Source organism: Pseudomonas sp. S150, from assembly GCF_004526365.1.
Lineage (GTDB): Bacteria > Pseudomonadota > Gammaproteobacteria > Pseudomonadales > Pseudomonadaceae > Aquipseudomonas > Aquipseudomonas putida_A.
In genome coordinates this window covers 3,122,487-3,138,595 of sequence record NZ_CP038207.1, presented here as the reverse complement: position 1 = coordinate 3,138,595, position 16,109 = coordinate 3,122,487, and the positions used below count along the sequence as shown (strand labels likewise).

The 16,109-nt window shown below is 62.3% G+C and carries 13 protein-coding genes; 8 read left to right on the top strand and 5 right to left on the bottom strand.

Features of this window, described 5'->3' with window-relative positions; translation table 11 throughout:
• Window positions 1–622: 622 nt before the first annotated feature.
• From E3Z29_RS14390 to E3Z29_RS14365, 5 genes are all read right to left on the bottom strand, one after another.
• Window positions 623–880, bottom strand: a complete 258-nt coding sequence (locus tag E3Z29_RS14390) for a DUF1652 domain-containing protein (protein WP_027613184.1) — start codon at window positions 878–880, stop codon at window positions 623–625.
• A 135-nt stretch (window positions 881–1,015) separates the two neighbouring features.
• Window positions 1,016–2,512, bottom strand: a complete 1,497-nt coding sequence (locus E3Z29_RS14385) for a helix-turn-helix transcriptional regulator (RefSeq protein WP_134786081.1) — start codon at window positions 2,510–2,512, stop codon at window positions 1,016–1,018.
• 181 nt (window positions 2,513–2,693) lie between these two features.
• Window positions 2,694–3,587 carry a LysR substrate-binding domain-containing protein gene (locus tag E3Z29_RS14375; RefSeq protein WP_134786080.1) on the bottom strand — a complete coding sequence of 298 codons (894 nt, stop codon included), beginning with the start codon at window positions 3,585–3,587 and terminating at the stop codon, window positions 2,694–2,696.
• A 5-nt stretch (window positions 3,588–3,592) separates the two neighbouring features.
• Window positions 3,593–5,806: a xanthine dehydrogenase family protein molybdopterin-binding subunit gene (locus E3Z29_RS14370; protein ID WP_134786079.1), complete on the bottom strand. Its 2,214-nt coding sequence runs from the start codon at window positions 5,804–5,806 to the stop codon at window positions 3,593–3,595.
• Window positions 5,806–6,270, bottom strand: a complete 465-nt coding sequence (locus E3Z29_RS14365; RefSeq protein WP_027613188.1) for a (2Fe-2S)-binding protein — start codon at window positions 6,268–6,270, stop codon at window positions 5,806–5,808. Before E3Z29_RS14365 ends, E3Z29_RS14370 begins: the two co-directional genes overlap by 1 nt.
• A 118-nt stretch (window positions 6,271–6,388) precedes the next feature.
• On the opposite strand from E3Z29_RS14365, the gene E3Z29_RS14360 reads away from it, so the two are divergent.
• From E3Z29_RS14360 to E3Z29_RS14315, 8 genes are all read left to right on the top strand, one after another.
• Window positions 6,389–7,336 carry a LysR substrate-binding domain-containing protein gene (locus tag E3Z29_RS14360; protein ID WP_256662084.1) on the top strand — a complete coding sequence of 316 codons (948 nt, stop codon included), beginning with the start codon at window positions 6,389–6,391 and terminating at the stop codon, window positions 7,334–7,336.
• A gap of 486 nt (window positions 7,337–7,822) precedes the next feature.
• Window positions 7,823–8,752: an amidohydrolase family protein gene (locus E3Z29_RS14355; protein ID WP_007965237.1), complete on the top strand. Its 930-nt coding sequence runs from the start codon at window positions 7,823–7,825 to the stop codon at window positions 8,750–8,752.
• Between the two features lie 4 nt (window positions 8,753–8,756).
• On the top strand, window positions 8,757–9,662 hold the full coding sequence (locus E3Z29_RS14350) for an amidohydrolase family protein (RefSeq protein WP_003224037.1): 906 nt from the start codon (window positions 8,757–8,759) through the stop codon (window positions 9,660–9,662).
• 242 nt (window positions 9,663–9,904) lie between these two features.
• Window positions 9,905–11,290, top strand: a complete 1,386-nt coding sequence (locus tag E3Z29_RS14340) for a UbiD family decarboxylase (protein WP_134786078.1) — start codon at window positions 9,905–9,907, stop codon at window positions 11,288–11,290.
• Window positions 11,287–11,916, top strand: a complete 630-nt coding sequence (locus tag E3Z29_RS14335) for a UbiX family flavin prenyltransferase (protein WP_134786077.1) — start codon at window positions 11,287–11,289, stop codon at window positions 11,914–11,916. The genes E3Z29_RS14340 and E3Z29_RS14335 overlap by 4 nt, the downstream gene beginning before the upstream one ends.
• A gap of 66 nt (window positions 11,917–11,982) precedes the next feature.
• Window positions 11,983–13,023 carry a GTP-binding protein gene (locus tag E3Z29_RS14330; protein WP_134786076.1) on the top strand — a complete coding sequence of 347 codons (1,041 nt, stop codon included), beginning with the start codon at window positions 11,983–11,985 and terminating at the stop codon, window positions 13,021–13,023.
• Between the two features lie 243 nt (window positions 13,024–13,266).
• Window positions 13,267–14,622, top strand: coding sequence for a nucleobase:cation symporter-2 family protein (locus tag E3Z29_RS14320; protein ID WP_134786075.1), 1,356 nt, complete (start codon window positions 13,267–13,269; stop codon window positions 14,620–14,622).
• 13 nt (window positions 14,623–14,635) lie between these two features.
• A complete protein-coding gene (locus tag E3Z29_RS14315) occupies window positions 14,636–16,024 on the top strand; it encodes an amidohydrolase family protein (protein ID WP_134786074.1) in 1,389 nt (462 codons plus the stop codon).
• The last annotated feature ends 85 nt before the right edge of the window (window positions 16,025–16,109 follow it).

Sequence of the window (16,109 nt, the reverse complement as noted above, 5' to 3'; positions counted from 1 at the left end):
ATTTTGCGGGGAGTAAATCTGTGTGGGAGGGGTACATCAACAAGAATTTTTTTGACTGGAAGGCCGCCATCGCTGGCAAGCCAGCTCCCACAGGGGTTGAGTATTCCTGACTGAAATGGGTCAGCTGTCAGGCCGCCTTCGCGAGCAAGCCCGCTCCCACAGTTGGGCCGGGTGCATCAGCAAAAAATTGGTCGGCTGTCAGGCCGCCATCGCCAGCAGGCTGACTCCTGCAATTCAGAGAGCGAGCCCCCCATGCGGCGAAGCCGCCCCACTCAACACAATGAGCGTTAGCTCGAGTACCGCTTTTGATCTGAGGGCCCGTCGGCAGGCTGAGTGGAGGGATTTGTCCGGGGGTGGGAGCGCAGCGACCGTTTGGCGCAGCCAAACACAGCGAGAGGAGGTGCAGCGAAGCAAACCGTAGGCGCTGCCCCCCGGATGAATCCCGCAGCGAAGGAACCCGAGCCTAAGCGAGGGCCGAACGTCAGGGCACAGACCTTTTGGTTACTTTTGGCTGGGCCGGCTTCCGGGCGTTTGCCAAAAGTGACCCGCCGTAAGGGCGGAACCCTAATCAGCAACACCCGCAGCAACGGATATACACCCAAAACAAACCAACACCAAAACCCTAGGCCATATCCGGATCCCGAGCAGCCCGCAAAGAATTGCTCTCCAACTCATACCGCAACTCATCAACCAACGCCGCCACAGCCTCCGGCGTACGCAACGCATTGAGCTTCAACCCGCTGATCACCAGATCCACCTGCCCCGAATCCGGGTGATACAACTTCACCGTCAGCGAATGATCCCCATCCACTGAACACTCGCACGCCAAGGGCGAAAAACTCTGTTCGAGGCTGGCGCGCAACTGCGCAAGATTCATCATGGAGCCTGTTCCTTTAGCTGTTTCGAAGGGAGACGATCCCAAGCCAAACAGGCTCGTATCGCACCCCAACAGACTAAGAACTGCCCTATCTCACCAGAACCTGCATTTGCACCGCATCAGCTAGTGCATTTGCACCTACCGCTGACCCTTCGCGCCGCGCTCGCCAGAAAACAGACCACGCTCCCGCGCCCAGACAATCGCCTCGCTGCGACTGTGTACATCAAGCTTGGAATACACGGTCGCCACATGATTGCGCACGGTATTCGGCGCGAGTTTCAGGCGGGCGGCGATCTCCTTGTCGGCCAGGCCTTCGCAGATCAGCCCCAGCACGTCGCGCTCACGCGCCGTCAGGTCAGTGAACGACACGCTCGGCAGTTGCGGCGAGTTGACTTTCTTCACATTGGCCAGTTTTTCGATCAGCGTCCGGCTGAACCACGAAGCATCCTTCATCACCTCTTCAATCGCCGCCACCAGCTCCAGCTCGGTGCGCTTGCGCTCGGTGATGTCCATCAGCACCAGCAGATAGCACGGCGTGTCCTGAATATTCACGGTGTCCGCAGACACCGCGCACTCCAGCAGATCCGCGTCCTTCTTGCGCACCCGCACATCGACCCGATCCACTCGTCCGCTTTTCGCCAAGGCGGTCAGCAGTCGGGCCCGCGCACCATCGTCGTCAATGAAATTCAGCTGCGTCACGGTTTTGCCGACGACGTCGTCACTCTCGTACGCCAGGGTGTCGAGGAACGCCTGATTGACATCGATCACCTGCTGTTCGTCGGCGGTACAGATCAGAATCGGCACCGGAGTCAGGCGGAACGCCTTGGCAAAGCGCTCTTCGCTCTGACGCAGCGCCACCTCGGCCTTGTGGCGCAGCTCCATGTCGACGAAAGAAAACAGCATGCAATCCTCATCATTGAGCACCAACGGTTGCCCGGCGACGATCACTTGCTTGCTGCCGCCATCGGGCAGGCGCAATTGAGCCTGCATCTGCGGAATGGTCGCCACATCGCGCAGGCGCTGGATCGCCAGATCCTTTTGCTCGGCCTGCTCGAAGATGTCGATTTCATAGGCCGAGGTGCCGATCACCTGCTCACGGGTGTAACCGGTCATCTCCAGAAACCCCGGATTGACCTTGATGTAGCGCAAATCGCTGAGGCGGCAGATCACCGCCGGCGCCGGGTTGGCATTGAAGGTCTTTTCGAAGCGCTGCTCGGCGTTCGCCCAATCGGTGACATCGCTCATGATCAGCACCAGTGACTCCGGCTGCCCTTCGCGATCAGTCAGGATCATGCTGCGCACGCTGTGCACCCAGACGTGCTCGGGATCATTCACGGCAGACACTTCGATCAGCACGTCGTTGAAGGCTTCGCAGCGTGCGGCGCGGCTGATCGGATAGTGTTCCGGGGGCACCGTATGATTGTTGCGATAGCGCAGGCTGAAGCGCTTGGCATACTCATCGGCATTAGTGCCCAGCTCACCGATCCGGCTGACACCGTGCATCGCCAGCGCCGCCTCATTGGCCCAGAGGATGCTCTGATCGAGCTCCAGCAGAATCACCCCGTCGGACAGCCCGGCGATGATCTGCTGCAGCTGGCGACGGTTGGTTTCAGTGGTCAGGACTTCCTGGCTCATTGGATCTCCACAGGGAATTCGCGTGTGAAGATTACGACCGCAGGCGTTCGTGATCGTGCCGAACTCTTCAACAACACCACAAATCCCTGTAGGAGTGAGCCTGCTCGCGATAGCGGTCTGTCAGCCACATCAACTCTGACTGACACACTGCTATCGCGAGCAGGCTCACTCCTACAGGGGATCAATGGTGATCTGAAGTTTCCACCAACTCCCGCAACGTATCGAGAAACAACCTGAGCACCGGCGAAGCATCGTCAGCGCGGTAAGTCGCATACAACGGCACCTCCGGCAGCGCCGGTGTCAGCTTGCGAAACACCAACCCAGCCGGGGCCAACTGCTCGATAGAAGCAGGCAGCAGCGCCACCCCGAAACCGGCGCGCACCAGACTGAGCAAGGTCTGCACCTCGATCACCTGCTGGCGGATCTGCGGGGTGAATCCGGCCTGAATGCAGCACTGATAAAGGAAGTTGGCGAACCGCGACTGCTTCAGTTCCAGCGCGACAAACGGTTCCTGTGCCAGATCCGCCGGGGCCAGAAGCTCGCGGCTGGCCAGCGGATGATCGGCCGGCATCACCACATGAATCGGCTCGTAGATCAACAACTCGTTGCGCAGCAACGGATCGTCATAACCCACGCGAAACACGCAGGCGTCGATACGTTTTTCCTTCAACGCCTTGACCTGCGCCGCCGGGGTCATTTCATGCAGGCGCCAGTTCACCTGCGGATAGCGCTCGCGAAACAGGTGCAGGGCTCTGGGCAGCACGCCGACCATCACCGAGCTGATCATGCCGATTTCCAGCTCGCCAAGCTGCCCGCGCCCGGTCTGGCGCGTCAGGTCCAGCGCCCGTTCCAGTTGTTCGAACACCAGCGGCGCCTGCTCCTTGAGCATCTGCCCCGCCGCTGTCAGTTCGACCCGGTGGTGACTGCGCTCGAACAACGGCGTGCCCAGCTCCTCCTCCAGCAGGCGAATCTGCTGGCTCAGCGGTGGCTGGCAGATGTGCAAACGCTCCGCCGCCCGACCGAAATGCAGCTCATCGGCCAGGGCCATGAAGTACCGCAGCAGGCGCAGGTCCATGGCGCTTACCCCGGACTCAGCGGCGTTGAGCGCTGGCGCACGCCGGTCAGCGCAAACAAGGCGTTGGCAATCGCCGGCGCCACCGACGGACTTCCCAACTCGCCTACGCCACCGGGCTTGCCCGGCTCGCCATCCAGCACCACGATATCGGTGGCCGGCATGTCCGACATGCGGGTCACGCGGTAGTCGTGGAAATTGCTCTGCACCACCCTGCCCTGTTGAATGTCGAGGCGATCAAACAACGCATGGCCCAAGCCCCACATCAGTCCGCCGTAGATCTGCTCCTCGACCCCGCCCGGCGACACCGCCAGACCGCAATCGACCACGCAGGTCAGCTTCTCGACTTTCGACTTGCCATCGACCGTCGCGACCCGCGCCACCACCGCGATAAAACTGGTGTAACCCTGATTGGTCGCAATCCCCAACGCAGTGCCGGGCGGTAACGGCTGGCCCCATCCGGCGCGTTCGGCAGCCTGTTTCAGCACCGCCACATGCCGTGGCCGCTCCTGCATGTTGGCCAGACGGAACGCCAGCGGATCCGCGCCTGCCGCATGGGCCAGTTCGTCCATGAAACTCTCGACGGCGAACACATTGGGAATAAAGCTCACCGAGCGATACCAGCCGCTGGGCACATGGCTTTCGTGCTTGACCCAGTTCAACTCCAGGTGCGGCGGACGGTAGGCGAAGTCCCACGCGGTGATCGCTTCGGTGGTGCTGTAATCCATGTGATCCGGGCGTTCGAAATAGCCCGGCTCCCACTGCTCCGGCGAGGCCGGTGACACCGCGTGCAGTTGCAGTGCGTTGAGTTTGCCTTGGGCATCCAGCGCGCCTCTGACCCGGTGCAGCGTCGCCGGGTGATTGAACAGTGCGTGCATTTCATCTTCGCGACTGTTCAGTAATTTCACCGGCACACCCATCTGCTGCGCCAGATACGCCACCTCGAACAACCAGTATTTGGCCTCCCGCGCGCCGAAGCTGCCGCCGGACACCAGCTCATTGATGGTGACCTTGTCCTTGGCGATGCCGCATACGGTTTGCGCCGCTTCCAGCGCCGACGACGGCACCTGCACGCCGCCCCAATAGGTGATTGCGCTGTCCTGCACGTGCGCGGTGATGCAGATTGGTTCCAGCGGGTTCTGCACCTTGTACGGCATGCGGTAATCGGCTTCGATCAGCTTCGCCGCGTGCGGCCATTGCGCGCCGACATCGCCATGCGTCATGGCTTTGATGGTTTGGCTGTTCGGGTCGGAAATAGCGGCAGCCTGGGCCTTGGCCAGTTCCGCGCTGTCGAACCCGGCCAGCGGCGAATCGCTCCATTTGATCTCCAGCACTTTGCGCCCCTGCTGCGCCGCCCAGAACGTCTCGGCCAGCACCGCGACGCCTTCCAGATTGCCGCCGAGCACGTCCGGGCGCCCGGGGACTGCAAGCACCTGGCGCACGCCCGGCACCTGCAATGCCGCCGCCGAATTCACGCTGACGACTTTCGCCCCGACCACCGGCGCGCGCTGAATCACTGCCACCAGCATCCCCGGCAACTGCACGTCGATGCTGTACTTGAAGCGTCCGCAGACCTTGGCCGCGGCATCGCGCTTGTGCCGCAGTTTGCCGATGTATTTGAACTGCGCCGGATCCTTCAGCCTGACACTGGCCGGTGCCGGCAGACGCGCCGCCACGCCGACCAGTTCGCCGTAGCCGAGGCTGCGTTTGCTGGGCAGATGAACCACCCGACCTTCTTCGGTGCTGCAGCTGTCGGGGCTGACTTTCCATTGCTTCGCCGCAGCGGCGATCAACAACGCCCGCGCTGTGGCCCCGGCCATACGCAGGCGCTCGTATTCCAGCGACACACTGGTGCTGCCGCCGGTGGAAAAGACTTTCCAGACCGGGTGAATGTAGGTGTCGAAGAACGGATCTTCCGGGGTGATGACCTGCACGGTCATCGGGTTCACATCCAGCTCTTCGGCCACACACGCGGCCAACGCCGTTTGCGTGCCGGTGCCGGAATCGTGTTTGTGCACCACCAGTTTCACTGTGCCGTCGGGGAAGATCCGCACCCAGGCGTTGGGCTCGAATTCGGTGGCCGGCGCCGGAGCTTTCGGGTCGCTGGCGGCGCTGCCGGACGGCAGATACAAGGCAATCGCCAGGCCCGAAGCCACCGTCGCCGCTTGCTTGAGAAAGACCCGGCGTGACGGTTCGAGCAAGGTGTCGTCGCGCAGGCTCATCACGCCTCCTTCGGCGCGTTCGCCGCGCGCTTGATCGCTTTGTTGATCCGCGCGTAAGTGCCGCAACGGCAGATATTGCCGGTCATCGCATTGCGGATCGAATCGTCGGTTACCGCCGCGCCGGTGTTGAGCAGCGCGGCGGCGGACATGATCTGCCCGGATTGACAGTAGCCGCATTGCGGCACATCTTCGGCGACCCAGGCCAGTTGCAGCGGATGGCTTTCGTTCGGCGACAAACCTTCGATGGTGGTGATGCTGTGGCCCGCGACGGCGGCCAGCGGCAACTGGCAGGAACGCACCGCGACGCCGTCCAGATGCACGGTGCAGGCACCGCACAGGCCCATGCCGCAGCCGAATTTGGTGCCGGTGAGTTTCAGTTGATCACGCAGTACCCATAACAAGGGCATGGAGGGGGACGCCTCATCCAGCTCGCGTCGTTCGCCGTTAACCGTGAATGCGATCATTGTCAGGCTCCAAAAGAGCGGCCCGTCTTTGTGCGGGCCTGGTGACCGATTATTGGAAGCCCACGCAACACGCGGCCAGCGACGATTTCTGCCAACCGGTGTAAGCAGGACTAACAACATGTACAAGCGATACCCGTCGGTGCAGTCCATGAGCGCGTTCATCCAAGCGGCGCGCAGCGGCAGTTTCTCCAGTGCCGCGCGCAAGCTCGACCTGACGCACAGTGCGATCAGCCAGCAGATTCGCGCACTGGAAGATTTCATCGGTCAGCCGCTGTTCGTACGTGAGGGCGGCGGCAGCAACCTCACCGATGCCGGGCAGTTGTTTGCCAGCGTGCTAGCGGACGGGCTGGCGCAGATCGACCGGGCCCTGTCCTCGGTGAAAAACCGCAGCGTGGCGCAGCGCCTGACCCTGGACGTGGACAGTGAACTGGCGCAGAGCTGGCTCAATCCGCGCCTGCCGGAGTTGCTCGACGGACTGCCGGATTACGAGGTGACGCTGCTGTCGATGCCGCGCAGTGATCGCAGCAGCTTCGAGCGAGTGGATCTGGCGTTGCGTTACGGCTATGGCGATTGGGATGACTGCGAGATGACGCAGATCTGCGGCGACCGGGTGCTGGCGGTGGCTTCACCGGCGCTGCTTGAGCGCTATGGTTTGCAGTTGCCGCTGAGCCCGGCGCAGATTCTTGAATTGCCGCTGTTGGGCTATACGCGGCGCTCGTGGATACCGTGGCTGGATGCGGCCGGAATGCCCCCGGTAGAGCCAGCGGCGCGGGTGATTTTCGATAATGCGGCGAACCTGATTGCGGCTGCCGAAGCCGGGGTTGGTGCCGGGCTGGTGCGCGGTTTACTCGCCGCCGATGCGTTGCGCAGTGGGCGGCTGGTGGCGTTGAACGAGGCGCAGATTGCTGCGCATTACAACCTGTATGCGGTTTGGCCGCATGGGCAGGCCGAGCGTGTGGCGCCGGTGGTTGAGGTCATCAAACAGTTGGCTCTGTGTACGCTTGAGAACGCTGCCCTCACCCTAGCCCTCTCCCAGAGGGAGAGGGGACCGATTGGGGAATATTGACGAATTACGCCGACGTGAAAGCTCAGCTGTGAATCCATAATCGACTGGATCTTTCAGGTCGATGTAAACCGAAAGACACCTCCGTAAGTTCCCTCTCCCAGAGGTAGAGGGGACCGATTGGGGAATATTGACGAATTACGCCGACGTGAAAGCTCAGCTGTGAATCCATAATCGACTGGATCTTTCAGGTCGATTTAAACCGATAGACACCTCCGTAGGTTCCCTCTCCCTCCGGGAGAGGGCTAGGGTGAGGGCAAGGCTCTTGATCCAAGGCCCATATCCCAGAAGTATCACCACCCCACCCAATTAATATTGTACGAACCCTCCCCCGCCTTCCAATACTCGCCCTCAGCAACCACCCACCCGGGCCGGATGCGAACAGGCGAGGGAATGCGCGAGTGCTGCGCATAGAAATGGCCGATAGCCCGGGGCGTGGATGCCGAGAGCCGCAAGGCTCCCTTCCCCGCTATCAGGAGATCGACTTCAATGATCATCGATATCAGCTGCTATCCCACGGATCTCGTGGACCTCGCCTGGAGGCATGACGGTGACCCGTTCACCGGCGAGCGTTTGCTGGAGATGATGGATGGCCCGTACATGGTCAACGGCAAACCTCGCCGGATCGACAAAGCCTTCATCCAGCCGCCGCAGGGCAACACCATTTACACCTGGACCGACGGCGAACTCTCGGGCCGCGAATCCATCGACGCCTACATGGCCTACACCCTGAAAATGGTGCAGACCTACCCCGATCGTTTCATCGGCTGCTTCGTCTACAACCCGCGCTGCGGCGTGGAAAACGGCGTCGAGGCGATCGAGCGCTACGTCAAGGAACACGGCTTCAAGATGGTGCAGATGCAGGCCAATATGCACGCCTACCGGCCTGATCGTGCACTGGACTGGGTGCGCCCGTGCTTCGAGAAATGCGCCGAACTGGGCATCCCGGTCAAGCTGCACACCGGTGACGGGCCGTACAGCATCCCGTCGGAATGGGTGCCGATGATCAAGGAATTCCCCAACGTGAATTTCATCATGGCCCACTTCGGCGTGCAGACCGGCGGGGTCTACGTGTTCGAACCGATGCAATGGGCGATGGAGCTGCCCAATGTCTACTGCGAATCGGGCTGGTGCCTGCAATCGCGGATCGTCGAGTTCGCCAAGGTCTTGCCGACGCACAAGATCCTGTTCGGCACCGACACCCCGCCGAACGAACCGGGCATGTGGCTGCGCCTGCTCGAAGTGTTGTGCCACGAGCCGCCGCAAGGCCTGAACCTCGACGAAGACACCCTCGAGGAATACCTGGGCAACAACACCGCGCGGATGATCGGCCTCGAACCGACCCCGCCGCCGCGTTCCGTTTCCGAAGCAGAGGCGCAACTCAAGCGCCCCGTCACCACGCAACTGGCCAGGAGCTGAACCGATGATCATCGACACCCATCTGCACCCCACCAATCTGGTCGACGAGGCCTGGCGCCACACCGGCGAACCGTTCACCGGCGAGCGCATGCTCAAACTGATGGACGGCCCGTACATGATCAACGGCAAACCGCGCCGCATCGACATGGGTTTCATCCAGCCGCCACCGGGCAACACCGGTTATCGCGACGGTAACCGCCGTGGCCGCGAGGGCGTGCGTGACTACATGTCGTACGTCGCCGAACTCTGTGTGAAGTACCCGGATCGCTTCATCGGCAACTTCAACTTCAACCCGCGCTGGGGACCGGAAAACGGTGCGGCGGAGCTGGAATTCCACATCAAGGAATACGGCTTCAAGATGCTCAAGCTGCACGCCAACATGCACGGCTATCGCCCGGATCGGGCGCTAGACTGGTTGCGCCCGGCAATGAAAGTCTGCGCCAAGTACAACATCGTGGTGCTGATCCATACCGGCGACGGCCCGTACACCATTCCGACGATGTTCTACCCGATCATCCGTGAGTTCCCGATGGTCAATTTCATCATCGGCCACTTCGGCATCCAGACCGGCGGCAACTACTCGTTCGAGGCGTTCTGGATGGCGATGGACACGCCGAACGTGTACTGCGAATCGGGTTGGTGCTTCCAGTCGCGGATCGTCGAATTCGCCAAGGAACTGCCGCGCAACAAGATCGTGTTCGGCACCGACTCGCCGCCGAACGAACCGGGCATGTGGCTGCGCGAACTGGAGGTGTTGTGCTCACCGGCGCCGCAAGGTCTTGGCATCGATGAGGATCATCTGGAGGACTACCTGGGCAACAACATCGCCCGGTTGTGCGGGATCGAACCGACGCCACCGCCGAAGGATCTGGTTGAGGCGGATATACGCCTGACCACCACGTACTTGTAGCCACACACAATCCATGTGGGAGCGGGCTTGCTCGCGAAAGCGGTGCGTCATTCAACAATGAAGGTGGCTGATCCACCGCATTCGCGAGCAAGCCCGCTCCCACATTGGGGCCGTGTTACGACAGTTACACAGCGACTTTACAGGCACGAAGATGACCCGGCGTTCCCTCGACCGGCAGGCCAACGGCTGCTCGATCGAACGCCCTCTCACCCCTGCGTGCCTGCTTTTTACGAGGTGAAACCATGACCCGTTCGACGCTCGGCGATTCTCAGGATTTTCACGTGTTCATCGACGCCTATCGCCGTGAGTACCCGGACGATGTGCTGACCATCACCCAACCCGTTTCTGCCGATCAGGACATCACCGCCCTGGTCGATGCCCTCGCCACACAGGGCCGCGATCCATTGCTGATCTGCGACAACGTCGGCGGCCTCAAGGTACCGGTGGCAACTAACCTGTTCGCCTCCCGCACCCGCATTGCCCGGTTGTTCGATGTCACCCCGGCACAACTGCACGAAACCTTCCAGCGCCGCGCCAACCAGCCCATCGCCCCGCGCTACGTGGAAAGCGGCCCCGTGCTTGATGAAGTGTTCGAAGGCGAAGCCGTAGATCTGGCGCTGCTGCCGATGCTCAAGCATTTCGACAGCGATCGCGGGCCGTACATCACCAACGCGATCATCATCGCCGAGGACCCGCTGACCGGCATCGCCAACATGAGCTACCACCGCTCGATGCGCCACGCGCGCCAGTCCCTGGCGACCAGCCTGCACTCGCGCGGACACCTGTGGCGGATGCTGCAGACCGCCCGTGAGCGCGGCGAAGAATTGCGCGTGGCGATGGTGGTCGGTGCACATCCGTTGTTCATGCTCGCGGCGGCAGCGCGTTTGCCCTACGGCAGCGATGAACGCGCCGTCGCCGGCGGCTTGTTCGGCGCACCGTTGGAACTGGTCAAGACCCCGCGCTATGGCATCGGCGTCCCGGCATACGCCGAGTTCGTCCTCGAAGGCGCCATTGACCCGACGGCCTACGCCGAGGAAGGCCCGTTCGGCGAGTTCAGCGGTTATTCCTCGGATCGCTCGACCAACAACGTGCTGCGCGTCGACACCCTGTTGCGGCGCAAGGACGCCTGGCTGGTGGACGTGATGGGCGGCCGCTACGCCGAGCATCTGACCCTCGCCCGGCTGCCGCGCGAAGCGGAAATGAGCGAAAAGCTAAAGGCGCGTTTCCCCGCCGTCACCGCCGTGCATTACCCGAACTCCGGCACGCATTTTCATTGCTACGTGGCACTGGATCAGAGCCGCGACGGTGAGGCGCGGCAAATCATGCTGGCCCTGCTCGGCTGGGATCCTTATCTGAAAAGCGTGATCGCGGTGGACAGCGATATCGACATTACTGACGACAGCCAAGTGTTGTGGGCGCTGGCCACGCATTTCCAGCCGCATCTGGATCTGTTCATGATCGACGGCTTGCCCGGCAGCCCGCTGGATCCGTCGTCCTCGGTCAACGGCACCACTTCGCGCATGGGCCTGGACGCCACCCGTGGCTCGGGCTTCGACGGGATCAAGGCGCAGCTCGATCAGGACGTGCTCGAACGTGCCCGGCAACTGCTCAAAGGGCTGGCATCGTGAACCGCCAGCGGCTGGTGGTTGGCATCAGCGGCGCGTCCGGCTTCATCTACGGCGTGCGCCTGCTGCAATTGCTCGCCGAACTGGATATCGAAAGCCACCTGATCATCAGCCGCGCCGCGCTGCTGACCATGGCCCACGAGACCGATTACAAACTGGCCGATGTCACTGCGCTTGCCAGCCACTACCACCGCGCCGATGACGTCGCGGCCGGGATCGCCAGCGGTTCGTTTCGCTGCCTGGGCATGGTGGTCGCGCCGTGTTCGATGCGCACCCTGGCGGAGATCGCCACCGGCACGTCTTCCGGGCTGATCGGCCGCGCCGCCGACGTCACCCTCAAGGAACGCCGCACGCTGGTGCTGATGGCCCGCGAAACGCCGCTGACCCTCGCCCACCTGCGCAACATGACTGCCGTGACCGAGATGGGCGGAATCATCGCCCCGCCGGTGCCGGCGTTCTACGCCCGGCCCGAGAGCCTGGCGCAGATGGTCGATCACAGCCTCGGCAGAGTGCTCGACCTGTTCGGCCTCGATGCCGGCGTTGCCACCCGCTGGAAAGAACACCGAGAACCCTGTGGGAGCGGGCTTGCTCGCGAATGCGGTGGGTCATTCAACAATGATGGTGGCTGAACCACCGCATTCGCGAGCAAGCCCGCTCCCACCCAAAGCAAATCCGCGTCCATCAAGGAGCTGCATATGAACACCCCCTTCAACGCCCCAACCCCCAACACCAAAATCCCCGTGACCATCCTCACCGGTTTTCTCGGTGCCGGCAAAACCACCCTGCTCAACTACATCCTCAAGGAAAACCACGGGCGCAAGATTGCCGTGATCGAAAACGAGTTCGGCGAGGTCGGCATCGACGGCGATCTGGTGCTCAGCTCGGAGACCGAAGAGATCTACGAAATGGTCAACGGCTGCGTGTGCTGCACCGCCGAGGTTCGTGAGGACCTGGTGCGCATCGTCCGCGAGCTGGTGGCGCGTCCGGTGCGCCTCGATCACATCCTCATCGAGACCAGCGGGCTGGCCGATCCGTACCCGGTGGCGCAGAGCTTTTTCATCAATGACCCGATTGCCGAGGAAGTCGAACTCGATGCGATCGTGACCATGGTCGACGCCAAGCACATCGCCCAGCACCTGGAGGATCTGCAACTGGATGGCGTCGACAATCAGGCGGTGGATCAGATCGTCTGCGCCGACCGCATCGTGATCAACAAGGTCGATCTGGTCAGCCCTGAAGAGGTGGAAATCCTGCGCGGCAAGATCCGTGGTTTGAACGCCACCGCAGATCTGGTGACCTCCACCCACGCGCAGATCGACCTGACGAAAATCCTCGGCATCGGTGCGTTCGAGTGCACGCAGAAGCTTATGGAAATCGGCGCGGAACCTGAGCATCACGACCATGACCACCACCATGAATCAGAAGACCACGAACACGATCCGAGCGTGTCATCGGTGGGCATCGCCGTCGACGGCGCGGTCAATCTGATGGCGTTCCACCGCTGGATCAGCGAGCTGCGCTCGTCTCAGGCCGACAACCTGTACCGCATGAAGGGCGTGCTCGCCGTGGCCAACGAAGACCAGCGCTACGTGCTGCAAGGCGTGCACAGCCTGGTGGAGTTTCGCGCCTCGACCGCATGGGGCACGGAGCCTCGTTCGAGCAAGATCGTGTTCATCGGCCGCGACCTGGACCGCGCGGCGCTGAACCAGGGCTTTGCCGCCTGCCTGGCAGGCTGAACAAGGCATCGGAGCCGGTGGATGGCGGCTTCGCAGCACGAATGACTGATGTTCTTTCGCCTGGCGCAGAACATGTGGGAGCGGGCTTGCTCGCGAATGCGGTGGGTCATTGCACAGTGATGTCGACTGACACAACGCTTTCGCGAGCAAGCCCGCTCCCACAGGGTTACACCGTGTTCTGGCGCTACGCGGCATCAGACGAATACCCCTCTCTACCGCATAAAAACAGCCAGAGGTGATTCCATGTCGTCAGCCACTCCTTCCTCCACCGTGCACCCCGTCGACCGCGTTTTGCCGGTGCGACAGATGCTCACCCTCGGCCTGCAACACATGGCCGTCTCGTACATCGGCGCCATCGCCGTGCCGTTGATTGTCGCCAGTGCTCTGAAAATGTCCCATGCCGATACCGTGGTGCTGATCAGTACCACGCTGTTCTGCTCCGGCATCGCCACCCTTTTGCAAACCGTCGGTTTCTGGAAATTCGGCGTGCGTCTGCCGATTCTGCAAGGCGTGGCGTTCAGCAGCGTCGGTCCGGTGATTGCCATCGGCAGCAACCCCGACGTGGGGTTTGCGGGAGTCTGCGGCGCGGTGATCGGCGCCGGGATTTTCACCCTGCTGATGGCGCCGTTTGTGGGCCGATTACGGCGGTTTTTTCCGCCGGTGGTCACCGGCTGCATCGTCACGGTGATCGGCTTGCAGCTGTTCCCGATCGCCTATGAATGGGTCGGTGGCGGGCGCAACGCGAGCAACTTCGGCGCCCCGGCATTTCTCGCGGTGGCGGTGGTGGTGCTGCTGACCATTCTGCTGGTCAATCGCTATGGCAGTCCGCTGCTGCGCAACATGGCGGTGCTGGTGGGGATGCTGATCGGCGCCGGTCTGGCCTACGGTCTGGGCATGGGCAATTTCCACAGTGTCGAAGAGGCGCCCTGGCTGACCGTGCCCTACCCGTTCTACTTCGGCTTGCCGACTTTCAGCCTGATCCCCATCGCGACCATGGTGGTGGTGATGATCGTGCAGATGGTCGAGTCGATGGGGCTGTTCGTGGCCATCGGCGACATCGTCGACAAACCGGTGGAAGACCAGCAAGTGGTCAATGGCCTGCGCGCCAATGGCCTGGCCAGCACCATCGCCGGGATGTTCGCCGCGTTTCCGTTCATTGCCTTCATGGAAAACGTCGGTCTGGTGATCCTGACCGGCGTGCGCAGCCGCTGGGTGGTCGCCGTCAGTGGCCTGTTGATGTGTTCGATTGCGCTAGTGCCCAAGGCTGGGGCGATCATCGCGTCGATGCCGACCGCAGCGCTGGGCGGTGCCGGCATTGCGATGTTCGGCGTGGTCGCGGCGGCGGGGATTCAGACCCTGGCCAAGGTCGATTACGAGCGCAATCGCTACAACGTATTGATCGTCGGTTTCACCATCGCCGCCGCGCTGGTACCGGTGCTCGCCCCGACCCTGTTCAAACAAATGCCCGAGTGGTCACAGCCGTTCCTGCACAGCAGCGTGGTCATCGCCTGCCTGGTGTCGGTGCTGCTCAACGCGGCGCTCAACGGCGTCAGCGTGCCAGACACCACACCCGGCAAATCCGCCTCGCACATTCTCTGACTGGAGCCTGCCCATGACTCGACTTCAAAACATCCTGATCAAAAACCCCGTAGCGGTGATGACCGGCCTGCGCGGCCCGCGTGCCCGGGCCGGGGCGGTGGACATTCGCGTGGTCAACGGCCGCATCGCCGAAATGGCCGCCGACCTTCAAGCGCAACCCGGCGAGCGCGTGATCGATGCACGCAACTGCGTGGTCTATCCGGGCTGGATCAACACCCACCATCACCTGTTCCAGAACCTGCTCAAAGCCGTGCCCGAAGGTTTGAATCAGGATCTGCAAGGCTGGCTGGCGAGCGTGCCCTACCCAAGGTTGAACCGCTTTACCCCGCAATTGGCAAGGATCGCCGCCCGTCTGGGCATGGTCGAGTTGCTGTTGTCCGGGGTGACGACCTGCGCCGATCATCATTATCTCTACCACGCCCACGGCAGCACCGAGACCGGGGATTTGCTGTTCGATCTGGCGGACGAATTCGGCCTGCGCTTTGTGCTGTGTCGCGGTGGCGCGCTGGAATCCGCCAGCGCGCACCCGGGTTTCTCGAAAACCGCGCTGCAACCGGAAAGCCTCGAACAAATGGTCGGCGATATCGAGCGACTGAAATCGCTGTATCACCAGGACACCCCGGATGCCCTGCGCCGGGTGGTCGTCGCGCCAACCACACCGACCTTTTCGCTGCCGCCGACCCTGCTGCGCGAACTGGCGCACACCGCGCGCGGCCTCGGTTTGCGCCTGCACACGCACCTGTCGGAAACGCAGAACTACGTGAATTTCTGCCGCGAGAAATACAACTGCCTGCCGGTGGAGTTCGTCGCCGAACACGAATGGCTCGGCCCCGACGTGTGGTTCGCCCACGCCGTGCACCTGCAACCCGGCGAAATCCGCATGCTCGCCCAGACCGGCAGCGGCATCTCGCATTGCCCGGTGAGCAACGCGCGCCTGGGCAGCGGCGTCGCGCCGGTTCCGCAAATGTATGAGGCCGGCGTACCGATCTCCCTCGGCGTCGACGGCGTCGCGTCCAACGAATCCGGAAGCATGGTCGGCGAAGCCAACACCGCGTGGCTGATCCACCGCGCCGAACAGGGCGCCTCGGCGACCACTGCCGAAGACGTGATCCACTGGGGCACGGCGGGCGGCGCGCAGGTATTGGGACTGGGCGCGGTCGGTACGCTGGAGGTCGGGCAAGCGGCGGATCTGGTGATCTACAGCCTTGATCATCCACGGTTCTTCGGCTTCCACGATTGCGCGGTTGCACCGGTGGTCGCGGGGGAACCGATCACGGTGAAGTACAGCCTGGTGGGCGGCCGGATCGTGGTCGATAACGGCGTGATTCCGGGGCTGGATATTGAGCGGATGCGCGCCGAGGCGTGGGAAGGTGTGCAGGCGATGATGAATATCGACGATTGACCGCGGATCCGCATGCAATGCAAAACCTGTAGGAGTGAGCCTGCTCGCGATAGCGGTGTGTCAGCTGACATTTGCGCTACTGACA

Excerpts from the sequence above, each read along its gene's own strand:
- E3Z29_RS14390 (WP_027613184.1), bottom strand. The coding sequence starts at position 880 with ATGATGAATCTTGCGCAGTTGCGCGCCAGCCTCGAACAGAGTTTTTCG.
- E3Z29_RS14365 (WP_027613188.1), bottom strand. The coding sequence starts at position 6,270 with ATGATCGCATTCACGGTTAACGGCGAACGACGCGAGCTGGATGAGGCG.
- E3Z29_RS14350 (WP_003224037.1), top strand. The coding sequence starts at position 8,757 with ATGATCATCGACACCCATCTGCACCCCACCAATCTGGTCGACGAGGCC.
- E3Z29_RS14375 (WP_134786080.1), bottom strand. The coding sequence starts at position 3,587 with ATGGACCTGCGCCTGCTGCGGTACTTCATGGCCCTGGCCGATGAGCTG.
- E3Z29_RS14315 (WP_134786074.1), top strand. The coding sequence starts at position 14,636 with ATGACTCGACTTCAAAACATCCTGATCAAAAACCCCGTAGCGGTGATG.
- E3Z29_RS14370 (WP_134786079.1), bottom strand. The coding sequence starts at position 5,806 with ATGAGCCTGCGCGACGACACCTTGCTCGAACCGTCACGCCGGGTCTTT.
- E3Z29_RS14355 (WP_007965237.1), top strand. The coding sequence starts at position 7,823 with ATGATCATCGATATCAGCTGCTATCCCACGGATCTCGTGGACCTCGCC.
- E3Z29_RS14360 (WP_256662084.1), top strand. The coding sequence starts at position 6,389 with ATGTACAAGCGATACCCGTCGGTGCAGTCCATGAGCGCGTTCATCCAA.
- E3Z29_RS14320 (WP_134786075.1), top strand. The coding sequence starts at position 13,267 with ATGTCGTCAGCCACTCCTTCCTCCACCGTGCACCCCGTCGACCGCGTT.
- E3Z29_RS14330 (WP_134786076.1), top strand. The coding sequence starts at position 11,983 with ATGAACACCCCCTTCAACGCCCCAACCCCCAACACCAAAATCCCCGTG.
- E3Z29_RS14385 (WP_134786081.1), bottom strand. The coding sequence starts at position 2,512 with ATGAGCCAGGAAGTCCTGACCACTGAAACCAACCGTCGCCAGCTGCAG.
- E3Z29_RS14340 (WP_134786078.1), top strand. The coding sequence starts at position 9,905 with ATGACCCGTTCGACGCTCGGCGATTCTCAGGATTTTCACGTGTTCATC.